At 34.3% G+C, this 24,906-nt stretch carries 20 protein-coding genes; 13 read left to right on the top strand and 7 right to left on the bottom strand.

Annotated features, from left to right (window positions below; all coding sequences use genetic code 11):
* Positions 1-31: 31 nt before the first annotated feature.
* Positions 32-1,252: a glycosyltransferase gene (locus tag H7350_RS01590; RefSeq protein ID WP_204344120.1), complete on the top strand. Its 1,221-nt coding sequence runs from the start codon at positions 32-34 to the stop codon at positions 1,250-1,252.
* Here the strand turns inward: H7350_RS01590 and H7350_RS01585 are convergent.
* From H7350_RS01585 to H7350_RS01575, 3 genes are read right to left on the bottom strand one after another with little or no spacing between them, the layout of a single operon-like run.
* The gene (locus H7350_RS01585; protein ID WP_204344119.1) at positions 1,239-2,759 is read right to left on the bottom strand and encodes a glycoside hydrolase family 2 TIM barrel-domain containing protein; all 1,521 of its coding nucleotides are present in this window, start codon (positions 2,757-2,759) and stop codon (positions 1,239-1,241) included. The genes H7350_RS01590 and H7350_RS01585 overlap by 14 nt on opposite strands.
* Complete coding sequence (locus tag H7350_RS01580) at positions 2,753-3,970, bottom strand: hypothetical protein (RefSeq protein ID WP_204344118.1); 1,218 nt, start codon at positions 3,968-3,970, stop codon at positions 2,753-2,755. Before H7350_RS01580 ends, H7350_RS01585 begins: the two co-directional genes overlap by 7 nt.
* The gene (locus H7350_RS01575; protein WP_204344117.1) at positions 3,970-7,059 is read right to left on the bottom strand and encodes a hypothetical protein; all 3,090 of its coding nucleotides are present in this window, start codon (positions 7,057-7,059) and stop codon (positions 3,970-3,972) included. The genes H7350_RS01580 and H7350_RS01575 overlap by 1 nt, the downstream gene beginning before the upstream one ends.
* A gap of 177 nt (positions 7,060-7,236) precedes the next feature.
* On the opposite strand from H7350_RS01575, the gene H7350_RS01570 reads away from it, so the two are divergent.
* The 4 genes from H7350_RS01570 to H7350_RS01555 are packed head-to-tail and all read left to right on the top strand — an operon-like array spanning position 7,237 to position 10,588.
* On the top strand, positions 7,237-8,424 hold the full coding sequence (locus tag H7350_RS01570) for a response regulator (protein WP_204344116.1): 1,188 nt from the start codon (positions 7,237-7,239) through the stop codon (positions 8,422-8,424).
* A gap of 15 nt (positions 8,425-8,439) precedes the next feature.
* Positions 8,440-8,934, top strand: a complete 495-nt coding sequence (locus H7350_RS01565) for a glycosyltransferase (protein WP_204344115.1) — start codon at positions 8,440-8,442, stop codon at positions 8,932-8,934.
* Between the two features lie 13 nt (positions 8,935-8,947).
* Positions 8,948-9,949: a type I phosphomannose isomerase catalytic subunit gene (locus H7350_RS01560; protein ID WP_204344114.1), complete on the top strand. Its 1,002-nt coding sequence runs from the start codon at positions 8,948-8,950 to the stop codon at positions 9,947-9,949.
* Positions 9,950-10,009: 60 nt separating this feature from the next.
* Positions 10,010-10,588: a PhnA domain-containing protein gene (locus tag H7350_RS01555; protein WP_204344113.1), complete on the top strand. Its 579-nt coding sequence runs from the start codon at positions 10,010-10,012 to the stop codon at positions 10,586-10,588.
* Here the strand turns inward: H7350_RS01555 and H7350_RS01550 are convergent.
* Positions 10,575-11,432 carry a helix-turn-helix domain-containing protein gene (locus H7350_RS01550; protein ID WP_204344112.1) on the bottom strand — a complete coding sequence of 286 codons (858 nt, stop codon included), beginning with the start codon at positions 11,430-11,432 and terminating at the stop codon, positions 10,575-10,577. The genes H7350_RS01555 and H7350_RS01550 overlap by 14 nt on opposite strands.
* 156 nt (positions 11,433-11,588) lie before the next feature.
* On the opposite strand from H7350_RS01550, the gene H7350_RS01545 reads away from it, so the two are divergent.
* From H7350_RS01545 to H7350_RS01515, 7 genes are all read left to right on the top strand, one after another.
* Complete coding sequence (locus H7350_RS01545) at positions 11,589-12,503, top strand: dihydrodipicolinate synthase family protein (protein WP_204344111.1); 915 nt, start codon at positions 11,589-11,591, stop codon at positions 12,501-12,503.
* Between the two features lie 130 nt (positions 12,504-12,633).
* The gene (locus H7350_RS01540) at positions 12,634-12,900 is read left to right on the top strand and encodes a DUF1272 domain-containing protein (RefSeq protein ID WP_204344110.1); all 267 of its coding nucleotides are present in this window, start codon (positions 12,634-12,636) and stop codon (positions 12,898-12,900) included.
* Between the two features lie 19 nt (positions 12,901-12,919).
* Positions 12,920-14,503, top strand: a complete 1,584-nt coding sequence (locus tag H7350_RS01535) for an aldehyde dehydrogenase (NADP(+)) (protein ID WP_204344109.1) — start codon at positions 12,920-12,922, stop codon at positions 14,501-14,503.
* Positions 14,500-16,230: a DUF885 domain-containing protein gene (locus tag H7350_RS01530; protein ID WP_204344108.1), complete on the top strand. Its 1,731-nt coding sequence runs from the start codon at positions 14,500-14,502 to the stop codon at positions 16,228-16,230. The genes H7350_RS01535 and H7350_RS01530 overlap by 4 nt, the downstream gene beginning before the upstream one ends.
* Complete coding sequence (locus H7350_RS01525; protein ID WP_204344107.1) at positions 16,223-17,233, top strand: 4-hydroxyproline epimerase; 1,011 nt, start codon at positions 16,223-16,225, stop codon at positions 17,231-17,233. The genes H7350_RS01530 and H7350_RS01525 overlap by 8 nt, the downstream gene beginning before the upstream one ends.
* A 53-nt stretch (positions 17,234-17,286) precedes the next feature.
* Positions 17,287-19,542 (top strand): S9 family peptidase, encoded by a 2,256-nt coding sequence (locus H7350_RS01520; protein WP_204344106.1) that lies wholly within the window; start codon positions 17,287-17,289, stop codon positions 19,540-19,542.
* Positions 19,543-20,790: an NAD(P)/FAD-dependent oxidoreductase gene (locus H7350_RS01515; protein WP_204344105.1), complete on the top strand. Its 1,248-nt coding sequence runs from the start codon at positions 19,543-19,545 to the stop codon at positions 20,788-20,790.
* On the opposite strand, the gene H7350_RS01510 is transcribed toward H7350_RS01515, so the two are convergent.
* Positions 20,791-22,110 (bottom strand): S28 family serine protease, encoded by a 1,320-nt coding sequence (locus H7350_RS01510; RefSeq protein WP_204344104.1) that lies wholly within the window; start codon positions 22,108-22,110, stop codon positions 20,791-20,793.
* A 370-nt stretch (positions 22,111-22,480) separates the two neighbouring features.
* Between H7350_RS01510 and H7350_RS01505 the strand changes: the two genes are divergently transcribed.
* The gene (locus tag H7350_RS01505; RefSeq protein ID WP_204344103.1) at positions 22,481-22,762 is read left to right on the top strand and encodes an STAS domain-containing protein; all 282 of its coding nucleotides are present in this window, start codon (positions 22,481-22,483) and stop codon (positions 22,760-22,762) included.
* A 22-nt stretch (positions 22,763-22,784) separates the two neighbouring features.
* On the opposite strand, the gene H7350_RS01500 is transcribed toward H7350_RS01505, so the two are convergent.
* Both H7350_RS01500 and H7350_RS01495 read right to left on the bottom strand, forming a co-directional pair.
* On the bottom strand, positions 22,785-23,885 hold the full coding sequence (locus H7350_RS01500) for a DUF4407 domain-containing protein (protein ID WP_204344102.1): 1,101 nt from the start codon (positions 23,883-23,885) through the stop codon (positions 22,785-22,787).
* Positions 23,886-24,018: 133 nt separating this feature from the next.
* Positions 24,019-24,834: a hypothetical protein gene (locus tag H7350_RS01495; RefSeq protein ID WP_204344101.1), complete on the bottom strand. Its 816-nt coding sequence runs from the start codon at positions 24,832-24,834 to the stop codon at positions 24,019-24,021.
* Positions 24,835-24,906: the final 72 nt, after the last annotated feature.

The raw sequence follows: 24,906 nt of genomic DNA, 5'->3' as shown, positions 1-24,906 counted from the left end.
TAATTAATAAATACTTTAAAAATTTATTCCCATGAAACTAGCAATTGTAACAGCATATCCACCAAGTAAAGTGACATTAAATGAATATGCTTATCACTTAGTTAAGCATTTTAGACAACACCAGTCTATTACCGAAATTATTTTATTAACTGATAAAACTGAAGGCGCAAAAGACATCGCTTTTACTGAAGACGGTTGTACAGTAACAGTTAATGAGTGTTGGTCATTTAATAGTTATACAAACATTATAAATGTTACCAAAGCGATTAATGCTACGCAACCAGACGCTGTCTTATTTAATATGCAGTTTATGAAGTTTGGCGATAAAAAAATTGCTGCAGCTTTAGGGTTAATGTTACCATTAGTTTGTAAATTAAAAGGGATTCCAAACATTGTATTACTTCATAATATTTTAGAGGAAGTCGATTTAGGATCTGCAGGATTTACAACAAATAGACTAATGCAAAAAGTATATGGTTTTATAGGAACAAGCTTAACCAAATTAATACTACAGTCTGATACAGTTGCAGTAACCATGCAAAAATATGTAACGATTTTAGAAGAAAAATATAAAGCTAACAATGTGAAATTAATTCCACACGGAACTTTTGAAATTTCAAATACACAACCAGATTACACCATTCCAGAAGGACCAATGCAAGTCATGACTTTTGGAAAGTTTGGAACTTATAAAAAAGTAGAAGCTATGATCGAGGCTGTAGAGATGGTTAGAGCATCGACAGGATTAGATTTGGAAGTTGTTATTGCAGGAACTGATAATCCAAATGTGCCTGGATATTTAGCTCAAGTTGAAGAAAATTATAAGCATGTGCCTAAAGTTCGTTTTACAGGTTATGTTGAAGAACATGAAGTACCAACTTTATTTCATGAAAGCGCAGTGGTTGTGTTTCCGTATACGTCAACAACAGGAAGCTCAGGAGTTTTGCATCAGGCAGGAAGTTATGGCAAAGCAGTTGTGATGCCAGACTTAGGAGATTTAGCTTTACTAGTTAAAGATGAGGGATATTTAGGTGAATTTTTTGACCCTAACTCTGTATCGAGTTTAGCCTTGGCTATAGAAAACATTGTAACTAATGAAGCTTACAGAATAGCTTTAGGAAAAACAAATTATCAAGCCGCTACAGCTTATCCAATGTCAAAAATTTCAAATATGTATGTCAATACATTTTCAACAATAATAGCTGATAAAGCGATTAAAAACAAAGTAGAATTTGATTCTACTGCGGCTTAGAAATATAAGTGAACGCAGGCTTTTTTGCCCCATTTTCGTCTATAAAACCAAAATTTTTTTGAGCATTTTTACGCCAAGGAAGTCCACCTACGACTTCCTTTGGTATTTCAGTAAAGTCATATAAAGTCCATGATAAATATTGCAAATTGTGTTGCGCAATAATGTCTTGGGCTTTTTTATGGTAATTCGCTTGATCTTTTTCGCTATCGCCAAAAGGTTTCCAAATGCCATCATAAGATGATAAGCCAAATTCGCCCATTACCAGAGTTTTATTCGGGATTTCATTTTTTAAAGCTTCCAGTGATGTGCCTAATTTGTCTAAATCTTCATAGTAATGAAATGATATAAAATCGACTTGCTCATTGAGTAAAGAAGCACTTTGCGTATTTGACCAACCTATTGTGATAGGATGAACTTTGTCTATAGATTTCACATGAGCAATCATATGCTCCAACCAGGCTATGACCTTAGCTTTACCTCGGGTTTCAAAATCTAAATTAGGCTCATTTTTAATGTCCCAGGCTATAATGGCTTTATGGTTTTTTAACTCAGAGACTATGGTTTCTGCATGACGCATGTTTAGTGTCCAATCAAGAACATCATAGTTACCATAAAAATCAAAAAGGGTTATAACTACTCCGAGGTTTACCGTTTCAGCAGCATCCAAAGTTAATTTTAATTTGTCGAGTTTTTCTTTGTTAACATTAGCTTTTCCGAAGTCATCATATTGTACAAAAAGGCGTACAGAATTTAATCCTGCCTCTTTAATTATTTTAAAATCTTTTGCAATCGTATCTTTAGAAAATGAGTCGCCAAACATGTCCCAGGGCGTGGCTTGTGGATAGTAATTAATGCCTTTTATATTGAGATGATTGGTAGCGATTTGATGGAGTTCTACTATATAGTCTTCAGTACTTTCTTTTATCAAATGACGAATTCTCCAAAACCCATCTTCTAATAAAAGCACCACTTTATATGTGGAAATTTCATTAGTTTCTATTACCAATTTATTGTCTTTATAAACACGCTTATATTCAATGACATCATTGTCGGTAATTACTGCTAATTGTCCGTCTTCACTAAAAAATTCTAGCTTGGGATGATGTTCAAGAGTTGTAGATTCTATGCTAATATTTTCATTTGAATTTAGTGTTATAAAATCAAAAATATTCTTTCGGGCATTATCTGTATAATAATCGTTTATACCAGCTGTGGTATTGGTTTTGTAGGCCACTTGTTTTACATACCATGCATCTAAATAATCAGTTTCAATTGCCTTGAGACTTTCATTATCTATCGGTCGGCCTTCATTAGTTAGAGGCATCCAAATGACTTTTGGTTTGTACTGTTCTATCTTCTTTAGTTCGGTATGAAGAATTGTACTTCTGTCAGCACCAGTATTGAGGTAACCAAATAATGCACTAATAGCATAGACAACAAGTGAGATAATCAATATGTATGATACGATTAAAACTGTTCGAATTATGGTTCTGTTGAGATTTACCATACGTTTATAGTATTAAATGCTTTCTCCAATCCAGCAGATTTAATTACAATAGTATAAGTGTCGTTTGTTGCGATATTAGATGTTAAATTGAAATTCACATAACCATCAATTGATGTTTTGGTGAGTATATTTAAGAGCTTGTCGTTTTTATATAAGAGCAACTCTACTTTAAAGCCATCAGGAATGAGTTGATTCATAAAACTCTGAAGCGGTCCGATAGATATTAATCTATTGTTATTAGAAAATGTTACATCAAAATCTTCAATAACCTGCTTGAAATTTACTGAAATAGGATCACTTTCTGAGATGCCATCAACATAACCTTTAACAGTCCATTGAGTTTGGTGATCTGGATGAATCATCATTGCTTTTGCAACACCATTTATGGTTGTTCCAGAGGTTTTTAATTTATTTCCTTTACTATTGGTAATAAAAAATGAAACATAAGTCCCATCACTTACAATATTGTTTAGTTTATCTCTTATAACAGATGTTTCAAAAGTTGTCACTTGATTGCCATCTGCATAATTATGAGGTTGCTTTGCTGAAATTTTGAAATGAGTCGGTATGGCCGGAAATACTGTAATTGAATATTCTTTAGAATTGGTGTTTGAACTTTCTGACGAAACAAGTATTCGTCCACTTTCATTTTTGGAATAAATAGTTTTATAAGCAATGATATGATTCGTTGTAATACTGTCAGAAAATTGAGATGATAAAAACTGATGCTTTGCATTGACTAAGGTGTTTTTAGGTAAAGGATTATCCAGACGATCTGTAGGTATCACGACTAACATCGTATAATCTGTTCCTCCAGCTTCAATGCTTGGCGGACCAATATATGTTTCCATGGTGGCAACATCTGATTTAGGAATGATATTAAATTGTCCGGATAAACTGTTATTACCATTTATAAGTTGCCATTGTACTTGTCCACTTTTATTGCTAATATGATCAGGAATAGTATATGTAATCGTAGATTTTTCAACTTTAGGAGACAATAAAGTTGTTCCGTAACTAGAAGAACAATACAGTATGAGGTCTGACATTTTAGAAGTTGAGAATTTTAAGGTAATCGAACTTCCAGATTCGAATTCTGTTTGTGTCGTTAATAGTTTGAGGTCAAGGATTATGTTGTCGTCTTGAATCATAGCAAATGATGACAATACTATCAAACCTAAAAATCCTATGTATATATGTTTTAATTGCATTAGTTTGGGTTTCCAATATAAGTGTTTGTTTCAACTTTTATGTAGCTAAAATCTGGATGATTGATTTGTTGTAATTCTAAATTGAGATGTTTTTCAATTCTATCAGGAACTATTTTATTGGAAATGGGCTCATTTGGTAACCCATTAACATAAATGTTTTCCATACTTTCATTAATGATTTTGATGGTAGTATTAGATATCAAATCATATTGAAATCCTTGTTGCCTTTGCTGTCTTATACCTTCCTTAATAAACAAGTGATCCACCCATACTATGGATTTATTTTCGTCATAATAACTTATCAGAAGTTGAGGTACAGTGATTTCTTGGAGACCACTATTAAATAAAGTACCATACATATAATCTTCACTAAAATTAATATCACTCAATACTACGTTTTTATATAAATCAGATCCAGAAACATTGCCAGCAGCCTGAATATTAAATGTAATAGGTTGATGTTCTAATTCTACAGGTGTAAACTCATCTGGGTTGAATGTATGTGGTATCGAGTCTTTAGTTTTAGACCAGGCGATGCCTTCAAAATTGATTTTAAAACTGGTGGTTTCTTTCGGCATCAGTTTATGTTTCATATGATATTTGGCATTATAAGTGGCCAGTTCTTTATGATTAGCATCATATAAGGTGCCTTTTAAAACAATATCTGCTGGAACATTATCTATATTTTGTACTTCGCCTATAATAGCGTAGTGTGTATTGTATTTGACGAGTTTGGCAGAAAGGACTTCTAAAACGGGTTGTTTTAAAACATCTTCATGATGAGTTTGTTCGGTTGTAATCCTTCTGCGTCCTTGATTAAAATAGCTAGTCGTAGCATTTGAGTAAAGCTGGTCTGGCGGTAAGTCGGTGTCAATATCATCAGGTTCTAAAAACCATTTCCCGTTTTGCTTTGTCAGCGATTTATAATCTATTCTTTGTATTTTTTCAAGAGGTGTAATCCAATGGGTTATGACTTTGGCTTGTGCTAAACTGTCATTCTGGTTGATAATTTCAGAACTTATAGCATCCAATTTGGCATAGCTGCTTAAGAGTCCGTCGGTAACCGAAACCTCCAGCATATACTGCCTGATGGTCTTATTGCTTTTTGGATTAATTAAATTGTAAGCACTTTCAAATTCTTTAAAATCTAAGGCGTCATAGTAGGCCATAATTGCATTTTCCGGACTGCGTTGTGAGTCATTCTTTATGTAAAACTGATAGACGCAAAAACAAAGTAAAATAGCCAGTATAACTGACCAAAGATGTGTAAGTTTAAGAATGGTATTTGAGAATTTTGAATACTCTTTTTTAAAGCTGAAAAATACTGGAGCTTTCTTAATTTTAGTTTTTAAAGCATGTACCCAAAGCATTTGAATATTTAATATAAAAGCAATTAAAACAGTGAGGAGTGGTACAATTCCCCAAAGTAATTTTTGCCATTTTGAAACATCTTCTTTTGGTAAAATGGATGACACTGGAGGCACATTTAATCGTTCCCAAACCATAATCCCGTTTTCCAATTGCTGTAAACGTTGCCACCCACAGAAATAAAGAATTGGATCATAGAATTTGTCGTTAGAAAATATGTATTTGAGATTATATTTTTCAGGTGTAGTTAAAAATTGTTGCAAAGATCCAATACCTGCGACACCTTTAAATTTTGAGTTTTCTAAGCGCTCAATAGGTCTTGTGGTTAATTCTGGAAGGCGTCTTGCAGAATGATAATTTCCATCTACAGTCATTGCATTCGTTTGTGCACTTAGCCAAGCCATTTGATCTCCAAAACCTAAGGTTAAAAAACGCCATTTATCATGATCATCCTGATTTAAGAAATTAACTATCGGTAGCATTTTAATTTGTTGAGGTTGCGAAGGTCTAAAGTATCCTAAACTCATGGTGAAAATGGTCATGAATATAAAAAGTCCCGCTAGGATGCCACCTGAGATTCTATGGTAAACTGCACCAAATTTTGTTTGAATTAGAGTTTTTAAATCCCCTTGGATGAAACGATAAGCAAATTCTCCTAATAAAGGCAATGACATAATGGATGCCCAAAGCGTAAATCGATCTAGGGTTAATATGTTAAAAGCCGTTTCACCTAAAACGATTCGCGGAATTGGAGTGCTGCCTCCTGTACCCAAAACAGTCAGAATTGTTATGGACAGACCAAAAAAGAGATAGCGTTTACTATAGTATCTATAAAAAATATAAGGTAAAAGAATAAGCAAGACGCCCCAAGGAATTAAGAAAAAAACCAGTCCTGATGATGTAACCTCAAGAAAGTTGTCTCGTGAACCATGCGGAATTGGAACTTGAGTTATTGGGTTGTTTTTAGAGTTAATCCAATAAGGAAGAATACAACCAATGATAATGATTAGTGATAGAATCCCGAAGCTAATAATACGTTTAAAAAGTTTGAGAAAACTATTTAAAAACACTTTGAAATTTACACTTTTAATCGATCCGGATGTTTCTTTTGCGACATCCATTATCACCATTCCAATAAGTGGAAAAATGAAAAAGACCATTCCAAATATAGGAGTGACATGATGGGATGTTACTGTTACCGAAATAAGAGATAATGATGTAGCCAAATACCAATATTTACCTGTTTTTAACCAAAGGTATATTTCAGGTAATGCATGCATTAAAATAGAAATACCGATAATACTAGGCAATTGTCCAAATACATGTAATGTTTCAACAAATGATGAAGAAAATACAGCAAGTAAGGCAGCATATCCTGCTACTGTTTTGTGTCCAGTTAGAAGTAATGAAAATCGGTATACACCAGTAATAAATAAGATAATGCTTATTAATGCAACCGAAAACAAGCCAAATTTCAGACCTCCAATAATAGAGAATAAGGCAATACTTTGGTGTACTAAAGGTGGATAACTCATAACAGTAAATCCGGTATACCACTTATAATTCCATGGCTCAAACCAGCTGTTGGCATAATGATCAGCGAAAAACAAATGGATTAGTGCATCGTAGGTAGATTCCAAAGTAAAAAAGATGGAAGTCCCATGAAATGTTAACCCTAAAAGCAGTGCTGCGATTAAATATTTATTTGTGGTTTCTTTCATTTAAGCTTAAGCTAATTAGATATTGTAAATATATATAATTATAACAGTGAGGCATTTATCGGTCGTCTACAGCAATCTACCATTCGTCTACACTAAGTGTTAGATAAACTAAATAAACAATTTTCAAACGTCAATGAGACTACTTTTGACCTAACAAAACAATAAAAATATACTATTATGAAAGTTTTAGCAATCGATGATCAACAACTTGTTTTACTTCCTTTACAGAAGCGTTTATTAGAACTCGGTTATGAGGTGAATATAGAAACTAATTCTGCTAAAGGATTAGAAATATACGATTCAATTCAACCAGATTTGGTCATTGTAGATATTAATATGCCAGGTGTATCAGGATTGGATGTCGTTAAATATATAAGACGTACTAAAAAGCATTCAACTCCAATAATGATTCTTTCAGGAAATACTAATGATGAAACTATTACCAAAGGTTTTGACTTAGGAATTGATGATTATATGAAAAAGCCTTTAAGCCTAAATGAAATTTGTGCAAGAGTTAAGCGATTAATAGGTGTACCAAACCTGTCAGAAGCTAACACGAATAGTAATGTCATGATTCAACAGCGTTGTGTTGGTGTAGTAATTCCTTGCTATAATGAAGAAGAACGCTTGTTAAGTAAAGAATTTATAGACTATATCGATAAAAATACAGGATATCACTTATGTTTTGTAAACGATGGTAGTAAAGACAATACCTTAAACGTTTTAAAAGAATTACAAGAGGGTAGAGAAGATTTTATTACGGTTTATGATTGTGAAAAAAATGGAGGCAAAGCTGAAGCGGTTCGTTTAGGAATGCTTCATATGTCCAAAAAGGAAGATTTGGATTATATCGGCTTTCTGGATGCAGATTTATCTACAGATTTATCTGATTTTGATGACTTGGTAAAAACCATTGAACAATCAGATTTTAAAATTGTTAGTGGATCTAGGATTTCTAGAATGGGAGCCAATATAACTAAAGAATCTGCTAGAAAAATTATTAGTTTAACAATCAATTTTATCATCAGAAAGATTTTGTCAATGGATTTCAAAGACACGCAGTGTGGTGCTAAAATTTTTCATAAAGATGTTATAGCCGTTGCCTTTGATAAAAAGTTTGTCACACAATGGATTTTTGATGTGGAAATCTTTAAAAGAATCACACTACATTTTGGCTTAACGAAAGCTAAATCGATGTTATGTGAACAGCCTTTGAAACGATGGATTCATGCCGATGGATCTAAGTTATCTATGAAAGATTCCTTTAAAATTATAGGTCAGTTGGCGCAAATCGCTTGGGTGTATCGAAGTAAAAAACCAATAACGCAAGAAGCCGTCAAACCTACGTTTACAATTGTCAATTAATATTAAACTGATTTTATGAAAACTGGAATCATCATTGTTTTTCATAACTATGAAAATGAAATTGATATTGATTTTTTTAAGAGTTACTGTAGAGAATTAAAGCACATAGAATTCTGCTTAGTAAATAACGATAGTAAGGATGATACATATTTAATTCTAAAAGACCTAAAAGAACACTTTAAGAATGTTTCAGTAGTTAATATCAAACGATTTAAATCAGATATTTCAGCAGTTAAATGTGGCGCAAGGTATATGTTCAATGCATTTAAATTGAAACACTTAGGATATGTCAATGCGAATTCATTAAATACAAGACATCATGGTCTAAATACTGTCATGGTAATGATTAATGAATATCAAGATGAGATTATCAGGTATGATAAAAAGATTTTAAGAGATCAAAATAAAAAACAAACACTATTTCAAAAGCTATTCTCAGTGGTTGATTATTTGAAAAAAATCGAACTAGAAAAGCAAGTTGATAATTTACATTATCAAAGTAAATTTTAAAACCAAATCAAAAATGAAAGTATATCCTATAAAATTTAATCCCATACTTAAAGAAAAGATTTGGGGAGGCCATAAATTAAGTTCCCTGTTATCAAAAGACACCGATAAGGATAACATAGGGGAAAGTTGGGAAATATCTGATGTAAATGATAATGTTTCTATAGTAGAAAACGGAATTTATTCAGGCCTAAGTCTAAAAGAACTCATGTTAAATCATGAATCACAATTTTTAGGAACTCATAATTTTAAACAATTTGGTCATAACTTTCCATTATTGATTAAGTTTTTAGATGCTAAAACTGATTTGTCTGTGCAAGTACATCCAGATGATACAATGGCTAAAAAGTACCATAATTCTTTTGGTAAAACTGAAATGTGGTATATCATGGATAGCGATGATGACGCTAATATTATTTTGGGATTAAAAGATGACATTACCAATCCTAAAGTTTTAAATCACATCACTTCAGAGAATGTAAATACTGTTTTTAATAGGGAAGCTGTTGTAAAGGGTGAAAGTTTTTTTATTCCAGCAGGAAAGATTCATGCTATTGGAGCTGGTGTTTTGGCAGCCGAAATTCAGCAAACTTCAGATATAACTTATCGTGTTTACGATTGGGATCGTACCGATGATAATGGTGATAAAAGAGAGTTACATACGCAGTTAGCAGAACAAGCAACAAAACAATTTTCATTTAATAGTAAAGCGCAATACCAATTAAAATCAAATGACAGTGCTAATCTTGTTGATTGTGATTTTTTTACTACGAATATTATAAAGGTCAAAAACAGATTTGTCAAAAACTATCAGCTATTAGATTCATTTATCATTTCTATGTGTGTTGAGGGGCAGGTAGACATTACTGCAGGTGAGGTGAAAGAAACATTAAAAATGGGAGATACAATATTACTGCCAGCAGTCACTGATACTGTAACTTTCGAAGCTTCAAATGCCAAATTATTAGAAGTTTATATCGATAGAAATCTTAATCATAAAACATCCTATGCATCATAAACTCTTTTTTTAATTTTAAAAGTGAACAATTCATATATTTGCCTTTTAAAAATAGTCAATATGAGCGTACTACAAACTCTACAAGAACGCAGCAACAATACCTGTGAATTATGCGCATCTACTAATGGTTTAAAGCAATATACAATTCCGCCTTCTCTAAATGAAAATGTCGCTAATGATGTCTTAGTTTGTAATACCTGTTTAGATCAGATTGAGAGTAAAACCGACATGGATCCTAACCATTGGAGAAGTCTTAACGACAGTATGTGGAGTGAGCACGTTGCAGTGCAGATTATGGCCTGGCGAATGTTGCAAAGACTTCGTAACGAAGGTTGGCCGCAAGATTTATTAGACATGATGTACCTTGACGATGATGCTTTAGCTTTAGCAAGAGCAACTGGAGAGCATGAAGATGAAGCAAACAAAATCATTCACCGCGATTCTAATGGTGTAATTTTGGAATCTGGAGATTCTGTGGTACTCATTAAAGATTTAAAGGTGAAAGGCTCAAGTATGGTTGCCAAACAAGGTACTGCGGTTAGAAACATTCGATTAGATCACGAAAATGCCGAGTATATTGAAGGTAGAGTCGATGGTCAGCAGATTGTCATCATTACACAGTACGTTAAAAAATCGTAGCAGTTTTTGAAGCTTTAAATTTTGACGGATTTACCAGCTTCACAGCTTTAAATTGTCGATTGAAATTTGAAATATTCTGAAAGCCTGAAAGTTCAGCAATGGCTGCTATTGACAAATCTTGTGACGATTGCAATAATCGACAGGCATGCTCCACACGCAATTCATTTAAAAAGGTTATATAGGTTTTGTTTGTACGCTTTTTAAAGTACTTACAAAACGCTGTTTTTGTCATATTGGCGACACTCGAAATGTGTTCTAATGAAATCGGTTGGTCATAATTGTTCATCGTATATTCAAACACATCACGCATACGATTGCCTTCAACCGTTGTAAAGGTTTTATTATAAATGAAAGCTGATAAACTCGTATATGCAGATTTCGATAATAACTGAAGTAATTCAAGTAGCACGATAAACCGTTTTAGTTTTGATGCTGATTCTAATTGTTTGAAATAATCACGCATTAGTGTTTTATGAGATGTCGCTTTAAACCCATGTTTTGCACGTTTGAAAAAAGGTTGTAATTCTTTTAATTCTTCAAGGTTAAAAAAATGTAATCCAAACGAAGATTCCGTAAAAAACAAACTTATCATGTAAGCCTCTTTTTCTGCGGAAACATCACTTTTAAATACATGCGGAAGCTTACTTCCTATCACCAAAATATCACCAGAACTGTAATAGTTTATAGTATCTCCAACAATTAATGTGCCTTCACCTTCAACAATTAAACTCACCTGAATTTCCTCGTGCTGATGCAACTTATCAAAAAATAAGGGACCTTTATCTTCTTGAAAAACTAAAGCTTCAAAGTCGGGTTTTGGTATTTTAAAGGGTAAAACTTTCACGAAATAAAATGCATTTGATGTACTAATATACGCAAATACTATTCTTATTATTAATTTTAAAACATTTATTGGATAATATAATATCAATATTGGATAAATAGCCATTATTTAATTCTGCAAGACTACAGTAGTTTTACATCGTAAAAAAGTAAACATATGAGTATCCAATGGAAAGGCGTTATGCCTGCAGTCACGACAAAATTTACAGATTCTGACACCTTAGATTTACAGATGTTTGAACATAATATTACAGCGCAATTAGAAGCTGGTGTTCATGGCATTGTTCTCGGTGGAACATTAGGAGAAGCGAGTACTTTGAGTCATGATGAAAAGCGCATTTTAACACGAGCAACGGTCAGTCATGTAGATAATAAAGTACCTGTGCTTATAAATATTGCCGAGCAATCTACAAAATCGGCCATTCAAGCGGCTCAACATGCCGAAGATGATGGTGCCTCTGCCTTAATGATGTTGCCACCAATGCGCTATAAATCTGGCGATCGGGAAACTGTGACCTATTTTAAAACCGTGGCAAATAACACTTCACTTCCAATTATGGTGTATAATAACCCAGTTGATTATAACATCGAAGTAACGCTAGATATGTTTGAGGAGCTACTCAAATGTGATACTATCGAAGCGGTTAAAGAATCCACCAGAGATGTCTCTAATGTCACAAGGATTAAAAATCGTTTTGGTGACCGACTCAAAATTATGACTGGTGTTGATACAGTCGCCTTAGAGAGTTTACTTATGGGAGCAGAGGGATGGATTGCAGGTTTGGTCTGTGCCTTTCCAGCCGAAACGGTTGCCATTTATGAACTTCAAAAAGCAGGACGTATTCAAGAAGCTATTGAAATCTATCGCTGGTTTTTACCATTGCTAGAGTTAGATATAAACCCTAAATTAGTACAAAACATAAAGTTAGCTGAAGTCGCAACTGGTTTAGGAACAGAAACCGTTCGTGAGCCACGTTTGCCTTTACATGGAGAAGAACGCAAACATGTTCTAAACGTTATTGAAAATGGTTTGAAAAGACGACCAACGCTTCCAGATTATAAAAATTTATAATATAATTTGGGTGTTACCTCGCTTTGGCGAGGTCAGGCTTTCCGCTATATCTTTTGTAAAACAAAAGGATGTCGCTGCAATCCTTAACACGAATTTTGGATAACTAGCAATTAGATAAACAAATGATACAATGTTAGAAATAAGACCAACATGCGAGCATTGCAATAAGAAATTGGCTTTCGATTCACAAGAGGCTATGATTTGCACTTTCGAATGCACGTATTGTATAGATTGTGTCGAAAACATATTACAACAAGTGTGTCCTAATTGTGGTGGCGGATTTGAAAAACGACCTATCCGACCAGAAAATTTATTAAAAAAATATCCCGTATCGACAAAAGTGATACATAAACCCGTAGATTTAAAAACGCATTTAGAGCGCATCAATAAAACATAACACATAGGGAAGATTGATTATGATTACAGGAAAAAACTACATCGGATTTGAATTGTCAGCGAAAGGAAATTTGAGCTACAAAACCTTCAATCCGCAATTAAATATTGAAAACCAAACAACGTTTATTGAAGCGACACCTGCCGAAATTGAAACGGCGTGTCTCTTAGCTGAAAGCGCATTTCATAGTTATAAAACGTTTTCAGGAAAAGATAAAGCCGCTTTTTTGAATGCTATTGCTGATGAAATTTTAGCTCTAGACGACGAACTGATTCAGACTTATTGCTCTGAAACAGGATTGCCTGAAGGTCGCGCCAAAGGAGAGCGTGGACGAACTATCGGTCAATTACGATCCTTTGCCGAATTAGTTGCAGAAGGATCATGGGTTGAAGCCACAATTGATACAGCGCAACCTGATAGAGAACCGATGCCAAAATCTGATATTCGTAAAATGATGGTGCCTTTGGGACCTGTTGTGGTGTTTGGTGCGAGTAATTTTCCTTTAGCATACTCTACAGCAGGAGGTGATACTGCTGCTGCTTTGGCTGCGGGTTGCCCTGTGATTGTAAAATCACATCCTATGCATGCTGGAACTGGCGAATTGGTGGCCTCTGCTATTGTAAAAGCTGCAAAAAAAACGGGTATGCCTAAGGGTGTGTTTTCAAATTTAAATAGTAGCGGCATTGAGGTAGGAACGCAATTAGTTAAGGATTCTCGAGTTAAAGCCGTTGGTTTTACTGGAAGTATAAAAGGAGGTCGAGCGCTGTATGATTTAGCTTCCCAACGCGAAGAACCTATTCCTGTATTTGCTGAAATGGGAAGTGTCAATCCCGTAGTGATGCTTCCGGAAGCCTTAAAAAATAGAGGTGAAGCTTTGGCAAAAACCTATGCGAGTTCTATTACTTTAGGAACAGGTCAGTTTTGTACCAATCCAGGTTTGATCTTAGGGATTGAAAGTGAAGCCTTATCTCACTTTATCACGCAACTTTCCGCAGAAATTATAAACATAGAACCTGCTTGTATGTTGCATCCTAATATTATGGGTGCGTATAACTCTAAAAAGGCTAAAGCTTTGGCGCACTCTGAACTTGAGATATCAGCCGATTATAATATGGAGGTGCAAACCAATTATGCCAGGCAAGCAGTAACAACTGTAAAAGGGGCGTCGTTTATCAAAAATTCAGACTTACATGAAGAGGTTTTTGGTCCATTTTCAATGGTGGTTCAATGCAAAGATGCTAAAGAGCTGGAGACTGTCATTACTAAGTTAGAAGGGCAACTTACAGGAACAGTGATTGCCGAAACGAACGAGGTTTCTAATTACTCTAAAGTCATTTCGGCACTACAAAATCGCGTTGGTCGAATCATTTATAATGGTGTTCCAACGGGTGTTGAGGTTTGTCCGTCAATGGTGCATGGCGGACCTTATCCAGCTTCTACAGATAGTCGTTTTACGGCAGTTGGGATTCATTCGATTAAACGTTGGGTGAGACCGTTTAGTTATCAAGACTGGCCTAATAACTTACTACCTGATGAACTCAAAAATGAAAATCCTTTAGAGATTTCAAGATTGTTAAATAACACACAAACACGTGATGCTATATGAAACACTATACTATAATTTCACTAATAATACTGCTATTAATTTTTGGTTGTGAAAAAGAAAAATCGACACCAATTACAAAAGATTTAACCCAAATAATTAATAGCTATCAAGACCATGAAGGATATGATAAAAATGCATATCCTTTGGGTCTTTTTACAAAAGACTATTATAAATCGGAAGCAGAATTTGCAAAAACCAAATTAGAAGAGTTATCTCATATTAATTTCGATGAATTAAACGAAACCGAACAGATTTCAGCAGAGCTTTTAAAGTTTGTATTGGAAGATCAGATACATTTTTATGAATTTGAGCAGTATTTAAATCCATTACTTTCTGATACAGGTTTTCATAGCAATTTAACGTATGAAGTCAGACCGTTAAATGATTATAATCAGGTTAAAAATTACCTGAATACCTTAAATGCCATTCCCGAATTTGTAGATCAGCATTTTGATAACCTTCGTGAGGGTTTAGAAAAAGGAGTTTCTCAACCACTTGTGATTTTTAAAGGTTATGAGTCAACTTACGATACTAATATTGTTGAGAATTTTGAAGATAGCCATTACTATTCTCCGTTTAAAAATTTACCATCAGATATAACTCAAGCTCAAAAAGACTCAGTATTAATTGCAGCTAAAATTAGTATTGAAAAGCATGTTATACCGCAATTTAAACGTATAAAGACATTTTTTGAAACCGAGTATTTTCCTAAAACTAGAACAACTTTAGGTGTGTCTGAAACTCCGAATGGTAAAGCCTATTACCAAAACCGAATCAATTTTTATACAACTAGTGATGCTTATACAGCCGAAGATATTCATCAAATCGGACTAAGTGAAGTGGCTCGTATTAAAGCGGAAATGGAACAAATCATTTCAGATTTAAACTTTAAAGGAAGCTTTGCAGATTTTTTTCATTTTTTAAGAACAGACGAACAGTTCTATGCCAAGACACCCGAACAACTTTTAATGATTGCAAGAGGTATGGCAAAACGTGCCGATGCGCAACTGCCAAAATTTTTCAAGACTTTACCCAGAAAGCCATATGGTGTTGCACCAGTTCCAGATGCAATTGCTCCAAAATACACTAGCGGACGTTATGTAGGAACTACAAAAGAAAGCACAGAACCTGGTTATTATTGGGTAAATACGTATGATTTACCTAGCCGAACTCTATATACTTTACCAGCTTTAACGGTTCATGAAGCGGTTCCAGGTCATCATTTACAAGGCAGTTTAAATAATGAATTAGGTGATAGTATTCCGCAGTTTAGAAAGAATTTATACTTGTCTGCATATGGTGAAGGATGGGGTTTGTATTCTGAGTTTTTAGCCAATGAAATGGGAATGTACACCACTCCATATGAAGAGTTTGGTAAATTAACCTATGAAATGTGGCGTGCATGCCGATTAGTTGTCGATACAGGAATTCATGCAAAAGGCTGGACGCGAGATCAGGTTGTTACGTATATGGCCTCTAATACTGCTTTATCGTTGCATGAGATTAATACCGAAACAGACCGATATATCTCATGGCCAGGTCAAGCATTATCCTATAAAATAGGAGAACTTAAAATAAGAGAGCTTAGACAAAAAGCTGAAAAAGAATTAGGAGCTAAATTTGATATCAGAGCATTTCATGAAATTGTTTTAGAGCAAGGTACTGTGACTTTATCAATACTTGAAAGACGCGTAAATAATTATATTGATCGACTTAAAAATGAGTAAATCAACCTTTGTTTGCATTGATGCGCACACTTGTGGTAATCCTGTAAGACTCATCAAAGAAGGTGGTCCGGAATTACTAGGAAATACCATGAGCGAGAAGCGTCAGTACTTCTTAGAACATTACGATTGGATTCGTAAAGGTTTGATGTTTGAACCTCGTGGGCATGATATGATGAGTGGCAGTATTTTGTATCCACCACATCACTCAGACAATGATTTTGCCATTTTATTTATTGAAACTTCTGGCTGTCTGCCCATGTGTGGTCATGGTACAATAGGAACCATTACCATCGCAATTGAAGAAGGACTAATTATACCAAAAATTCCTGGAAAAATTAGAATGGAAACGCCAGCGGGTTTGGTTGAAATCGACTATCAGCAAACTAAAGGTAAAGTAGATTGGGTGAAATTGACGAATGTCAAAAGTTATTTGGCAGCCGAAGGCTTAACTATAGAATGTCCGCAATTAGGTGTACTTACTTTTGATGTAGCTTACGGTGGAAATTTTTACGCCATTATCGATCCGCAAGAGAATTTTTCAGGAGTGCATCAATTTTCAGCAGGTCAAATTATCCAGTATTCTCAAACACTAAGAACATTAATTAATACCAGATATCCCAATGCATTTGTACACCCTGAGAATGAAACCATACGAGACGTGTCACATATTTTATGGACAGGTTCTCCAATAGACGAAACATCTTCTGGAAGAAATGCCGTATTTTATGGTGATAAAGCTATCGATAGGAGTCCGTGTGGCACAGGTACGTCAGCTCGTTTAGCGCAGTTATATGCCAAAGGGAAATTAAAATTAGATGAACCATTTATTCATGAAAGTTTTATAGGTTCAAAATTTATAGGTCGAGTACAAGAAGAGACCACTTTAAATGGCATAAAAGCTATAATTCCGAGCATTCAAGGTTGGGCAAAAATATATGGCTATAACACCATAACAATAGACCCTGAAGATGATCCATATGCGTATGGATTTCAGGTGATTTAGTACAAAGTTGAAAATGATCTCGAATTGGTTTCGAAATTGTAAAAAATAAACAAATGAAGACACTACTCTTAAGTTTTATTGCATTTAGTTGTTATGTAGGAACTATTCAAGCTCAAAGTCCATCACAAGATCATTACAAAAGTGCTGTAAGTTTTATGTATGATAACTATAACAATAAAACAGCGTTCAACCTTTATACTCAGGTTAATTGGTTTGAAGATAACTCCGGACTTTGGTTTATTGATTATGATAAACAAGGCAAAACCTATAAAACTGTAGCGTTTAAAAGCAATACGGTAGAATTACTCTTTGATCATCAAAAATTAGCAGAAGCCATAACAAAGGTGACTAATAAAACTGTTAGTCCGAATCAGTTGGAATTAAGTCAGATCAAAAAAGATTCAAAAATGCTTTTATTCTCTTCAGAAGAAATACAGTACGAATTAAATTTAAAAACCTACGAACTCAAAATTAAACCTCCTGAAAAAGAAGAAGAAGAGAACCCATTAGAGTCTACATCACCAGATGGTAAATGGATTGCTTACACGAAAGATTATAACTTATTCATAAAATCTACAGAAAATGAGGAGGAACATCAATTAAGTTTTAAGGGTCAAAAAGATTATGAATACGCAACTTGGTATGGATGGTTCGATAAAATGGAAGGTGAAAATGGCGAGCGTGAAAAGCACTTTTATGTGAATTGGTCTGAAGATTCTAAATGGATATCTACCTCTATAGTCGATTTTAGAACTGCTGAAAAAATGTACCTTTTGGACTATAGTATTGATTCTTTGTATAAACCTAAATTGCTGTCTTATTTCCGCGGTTCACCAGGAGATACCACCATGGTAAAAATCACACCAGTATTTTATAATGTTGACACAAAAAAAGAAGTGAAAACAAAATTGCCTACCGGAACTCATATTAATTCTGTTTCTGGGCATTGGTCTAAGGCGTCAGGTGTATTTTATGCAAGGTATCCAGAGCGTGGTTATTTGAAAGAATATGTAAAACGTGTGGATTTAAATTCTGATACAGAGGAAATTCTAATTGAAGAAACTAGTAATTCAGGAATTGATAGTTTTGAGTATCGCGTTTTAGAGGACCAACAAAAAATCGTCTTCTTATCCGAACGAACAGGTTGGAGACAACTTCATATTGTCGACCTTAAAACAAACGAAACACGATTGCTTACCAGTAATGGGTATTATATCAATAATATTGAATATATAGATGAAGACCATGGTATAATTTATTTTTTAGCTTCAGGAAAAGAACGCGCAAATAATTGTTATCATCAGCAACTTTATAGAGTAGATTTTAACGGACAAGAAACACTGCTAACACCTGAAAATGCACATCATATTCTTCAATTTTCTGAAGATGGAAACTACTTTGTAGATAATTATTCAACGATTAATATGCCTACAACAACAGTTTTAAGAGAGGCTAAATCAGGAATGATAGTGGCCCATTTGACCCAAGCTGATGTTTCAATTGTAAAGTCAAAAGGGTGGACTCCTCCAGAAGTTTTTGAACTTACAGCAAAAGATGGAAAAACGACCATTTATGGCGCACTTTGGAAACCTACAAATTTTGATGCTTCCAAAGCATATCCCATAATTGATGCTACCTATACAGGACCACACACACAACGTTTTCCTAAATCGTTTAATCGTGGTTTTGATAATCAATCCTTAGCAGAATTAGGTTTTATAGTGGTTCAAATAGATGGGCTAGGTACTTCAGGCCGCTCAAAAGAATTTCGAGAGCATTCGTATAAAAACATGGGGAATAATTTAGAAGATCATGTGCTGGCTATTACATATCTAGGTAAAAAATTTAGTTGGATTGATACGAATCGTGTTGGAGTTTTTGGTCATTCGGCAGGAGGTTATGATACAGGAAGGGCGATGCTAGCTTTTCCTGATTTCTACAAAGTTGGTGTGGCAAGTTCAGCAGATCATGATTTCAGAATGGAGAAAGCTTGGTGGCCAGAAATGTATCAAGGTTGGCCTGTAGATGACTCTTATGAGGCTGTTTCAAATATTACTAATGCTAAAAATTTAAAAGGAAAATTATTGTTAGTTCATGGAGGCTTAGACGATAATGTAAACCCTTCGGCAACGTTTAAACTTGCTGAAGCCTTAGTAAAAGCAGATAAGGAGTTTGACTTACTGATTTTACCAAGTCAGCGTCATGGATATAGAGACCAACATCGTAAGTATTTTATCAAAAAACGATGGAATTACTTTGTGGAACATTTACGTGATGAAACACCAATTTGGAACTTTGAATGGGAATAAATGAGTAAAAGAGTTATCGTGATAGGAGGCGGAATAATAGGATTGTGTTCTGCATATTACCTGCAAAAAGAAGGGCATCAGGTGACCATTGTCGATCAGTCTAATTTAGATGCTGGAGCTTCTTATGTGAATGCTGGATATTTATCACCAAGTCATATTATACCACTATCTGCTCCCGGAGTTATGAAAAAAGGGCTCAAATGGATGTTTAATGCTTCGAGTCCTTTGTATATAAAACCCAGATTAGAATCAGACTTTTTAAAATGGGTTTGGGCGTTTAATAAATCTTGTAATTTGAGTCATGTAAATAAGGCTATTCCTGCTATAAAGTCAATTGCTGTATGGAGTCAAGATTTATACGATGATATCAAAAAAGATGAACATTTTACATTTCAGTATGAGAAAAAGGGCTTATTGATGTTGTGTCAAACTGAAAAAATGCTTGAAGAAGAGGTTCACACTGTTCAACTTGCAAAACGAGAAGGTTTAGCTGCAAAAATGATTGCTCCTGAAGAATTAAAAATTTTAGAGCCCAATGCCAAAATAGAAGCAAAAGGCGCTGCATTTTACCAATGTGATTCACATACAACACCGCATGAGTTTATGGATGAAATGAAAGCACATTTAAAAGCTGCAGGTGTTCAGTTTTTTAAAAATGAAAAAGTTGAAGATTTAGAGGTTTCAGATAAGAGAATACAATCTATTACTACAGATAAACAAGTGTTGAAAGCCGACGAATTTGTACTTGCAGCAGGCTCATGGTCTCATATGTTAAGTAAAAAATTAGGATTAAGACTATTGCTTCAAGCGGGAAAAGGATACCGAATTAATACCACTCAAATCACAGGAATTACGCTTCCTGCAATTTTAGCCGAAGCTAAAGTAGCAGTCACACCTATGAACGGATTTACTCGATTTGCAGGCACTATGGAAATAGCAGGAATTAACCATAATATCAATCACATACGCGTTGAAGCTATAGCAGAGGCTGCGTCACGTTATTATCCTGAAGTGACTTTAAATTCCGAAGAGAAAAATAATGCAGCTTCCGGTTTACGTCCTGTATCACCAGACGGATTGCCTTATATTGGTAAATCTTCAAAATGTGAAAATCTAACTATTGCAACTGGCCACGCTATGATGGGTTGGAGTATGGCAACAGCAACAGGTAAATTAGTTTCAGAAATTATTAATGATAAAAGCACATCTATTCCAACACAGATGTTTCATCCCGACAGACGCTTTTAATTAGTCATTTAGCCATCCATCTATGATAGAATAAATAGATTGCTGAGTATCTTCTGAAAAACTTTTAATACGAGTGGTGTGATCTCCTTTAGGCTTTACATATTTGTATATTTCTCTGTCTTTAGACGTATCATTTAATTCAACAGCTGTAGCACTCCAAGCATCATATTCACCATAAATGAATAACATGTCCTCGGCTGTAGTGTCTAAAAACCATTTGATGTCTTGCATAGGTTTAAGATCATAGGTCTTGGAAATGCCTTCAGGAAATGCCCAATCAAATTTATAAATATCTTCAGTGTTTAAATAGGTTTTAAAAGGCGCAGTTTCATAGCCATAAATGCCTTGTTGCGTTAGAGCTGCCCAAAAATAGGGCTGAAGTTTATTAACAGAGCTTTCTTCAAAAAAGCCATAGCCAACAACATCAATCAAGTGCTTATAAATTGCATCGATTGAGGCATTTTGTGAAGGAATGTCATCAGTAGATGTTCCCCATTGCCAAAATGCAAATGAGTATTCAAGGATGGTATATTCGATAGCTTTTTCAACCCCAAATTCCCAGGACATGTTTTTAGCTATTGCTGCTGCTTTCATTTTTTCTAGCAATGCAGACTTATTTTTAAAACATAAATTTTGAAACGCCATTACTTTGTCTCTTTCATCTTGAGTAGCAACTGTTTTTAAAAAACTGTAAACTCTAGGGTCTTCACGTTTGTAATTTAGTGGTCCAACATAGCATACACTGGCATCAACTGCATTTGGAAAAAATCGGCGATGTGCCATAGTGGTTTGGCATCCTTTAGAAATTCCGGTAGTTATAAATTTGGCTTTAGGAAATACTGCATCTTTGATGCTTTTAATGATCATATTTTGATCTTTTGCTGCATTTTCTAATGTTAGAGTATTCCAATCGATTTCTTCAGGACGGGAATTATTAAAATAACGGTGTTCAATAATAATTTCATTTGCCTTATAATGCGTTGTAAGTTCGCCTGCTTTTTCAGAGTTAATACCATAACCTTCTAATTCTACAATGACAGGTAAATTTGAATTTTCAAAACCTAAAAGTACGCGTTGTTTGAAGCTGCCTTTTGAGGTATCGTTATGATCAATAGGTTGCTCGAACCAAATTTCATAAAATTCATCAAAATGACTTGTTGGGGTTTTGAGTTCAACAGTAACAACGTTCTTTATGTTTGATAGTTTTTCAAACGTGGAGATCTCGTTTTGAATCGATGTACTCTGTACGTCTTTAGTCGATTTACAACCAACAATACTTAATGATATGAGTAAGGCGTATAAATAATTGCGTAGTTTCATTGTAATTAATTTCCTTTTTAGATTAAAATTAGGGTCAAATTGAAGGTAAAAATAGCTAATAATTAAAACTAAGTTTTACAAAAAAGTCTTTTTGAGGTGAAATATTACAGAAAATAATTACAAAAATCTTAAAAAAGAGATAGCGCAATCTGTTCGTTATGTGTAGTTTATCGGGTAAAGTATCCCGTTAATAATCCAAAACCAACCAAATATACATTTAATCGAAAATATCATAGAAACCTTGTTTAATTTCTGATATTTACAAAGCTAGTTACTATATAAATGTAAGAAAATAGTAAATGGCATGAATCATGATATTGATTAATAGCAAAGTAGAGTTTTTTACAACATTAACCTAAATCAATTTATTATGAACCTAGAAATTACCCACGCAAACAACTTCTTCAAAGTTAAAGGAGCTTTAGACAGACACAACATACATGTGTTTAAAAAGCAATTTAGAAATGTATTTGAAAGTGCTAACGTAATTACTGTTAGTATAGAACATTTGACAAGCATTGATCGTTATGGTGTGAGTGCTATTGCACAATTACATAATGAAGCTTTGGTTAAAAACAAACGTCTTTCAATTATTGGTCTTGGGCACAGTAGTCTTTATAATCATTTTAAGACTGAGGAAGCTGCAGCCTAGTTATTATTGCTACTATAATTATTTATAATGCATTCTTTTGATGCTTAAAAAAGGCATCAGCTTGTAATTGCATCAATTCGCGTGCTTTTTTGCGCTTGTAGGTGTAGAGTTCGTCTTCTTCGGCAATATCATTATAAATTTTATTATTTAAAACCTGATCGGTATGTAATAAAACTTGACGTTCACTCACTTTTTGTTCTACCCAAGTTTTCACTGCAGTTTCAGCATCTTCTAATTTATAATCATATTCTCCTTTTGGAGATAATAATTTGGCAAAAATAGGAGAGGTTTCAATGGCTAAAAACAGTAATAGAATAAAAAATGAAGGGAGCCATGGCAATTCACCTAAAGCATTAACTCTAGCCATCAGTCCGTCAAAACCGTCAATAATTGGTTGTGTTGAACTGACCTGAGTTTTGTAATCTGTATTTAACTGTGCGATTTGTGCTTCAATATCTGCAATTTTCGCTTTATTATCGGCTTTTAATTGCTGTAATTCAGCCAGTGCAGCATCATGTTTTTCACGTTTTTCTTTATAAACAGGACCTTTGCCCAAAAGTTGCGTGCCAGCAGTTCCTTCGGCTTCTGAAATATAGACGTCATACAAAGCGTTAACTTCTTTTTCTTTGGCTGTAATTTGTGATTCTAATATAGAAATATTGGTTTCTAAAGCCTTAACATTTGGAGTAAACTGTTCTGCAATTTGACTTTGATTGGCTAGTGTCAATTCATTTTTTTGTTCAAGGAGTACCTGGTTAATTTCTTTTTCAAAAATTTTAAGCTCTAAAGGTTTTGAAATGACCACAGCAATGATAACTGCTAAAATTAACCTAGGAGATGCCTGAATAATTTCATCTATGATATTGTTTCTTTTTTTGATGGTTGATACAATAAAGCGGTCGAGGTTAAAAATGAGCAAACCCCAAATAAACCCAAAACCTATAGAAGCAAAGAGGTTATCAAAAACCGAATATAAAGCATAACTACAAGCGATAAAAGCCATTACAGCCGTAAAAAATACTGTGGCTCCAATGCCAGCATATTTATTTTGTTCACCTATAGCACAAGTATCGAGAATGTCTGTGTCTGCTCCAGAGCAGATAATGAAGAATTTTTTTAACATGATGATTGATTTTGATTGATTACCTATTAGAACGTAAGATGCTTAAGTTTGTTACATTTTTTAACAGAAAAAGACCTTTTATACTAATTATAGTAATAAAAGGTCAATTATAATATTGTGTAATAATGTCTCTTTAATCTTTAGTGCAATACACTTTATTACTGTATTTCCCGCTTACATACACGATAGTTTTTTGGTTAATTACAAACTCTGATAAGCCATGGTGTGATGGGTTGTCTGGACTCCAGTCGTAAGTGTAACCTAACTGGGTCCAAGGGTATCCATATTGTTGAAATAAGCTGTCGTTACAGTCTCTATACTGAAATGCTCTGGTTTGATTAAACCATTTGCGGTAGGCTGGCGATACATTGTTGGGTAAGTTAAGACCACTTGTGCTATCATTGGTTTCATTGTCAGGAGCCGGTCTGTATAAATCTGCAGGTTTAACCCAGAGTTCTAAAAAAAACGTTTCAACAGTTAAAGGTTGTAGTCCTAATAACTGACGAAGTCGCATATTAGGGTCTTTTTGTGTTTTGTAATAATTTCTGCAGCTATCCTGAATAATTGGTGCTACTGTTACCCAGATATCAAATGTTTTAGTGTTGTATTTACCGTGTTTAGGAAACCATTCTGGTTTAGCTTTCCACGAAACCATTTTAATATAGCGTTCACCATTAATGATTGTATCCAAAAGATTTTTATTAGTTTCTAAGTTTATGAGTTTATTGCTTATTTCATGAGGCTCCGGATTTTGAGCATCTTTCATGGCAGCTGTAAAAAGCGAATCTAAATATTCTATTTTGTCATGAATAAGCGGTAACATCGGAGTCTTTTCTACTGCTTTTTGCTGCGCTTCTGCCTTTTGGCACATGGTCAAGTTTATAGCTAGAACTACGAAAAAAATCAAGGATTGTAAAATTCTAGCTTTAGGATTGTCAGATCTTTTCATTACGTATGGTTTAAAGATGATGCTTAAAAATAGGATCATATGCATTGCAATTTTAGCTGTGTTCTACCCTAA

Origin of the sequence: Psychroserpens algicola (genome assembly GCF_014526325.1) — a bacterium.
Classification (GTDB): Bacteria; Bacteroidota; Bacteroidia; order Flavobacteriales; family Flavobacteriaceae; genus Psychroserpens; species Psychroserpens algicola.
This window is presented reverse-complemented; position numbering and strand designations above follow the sequence as displayed.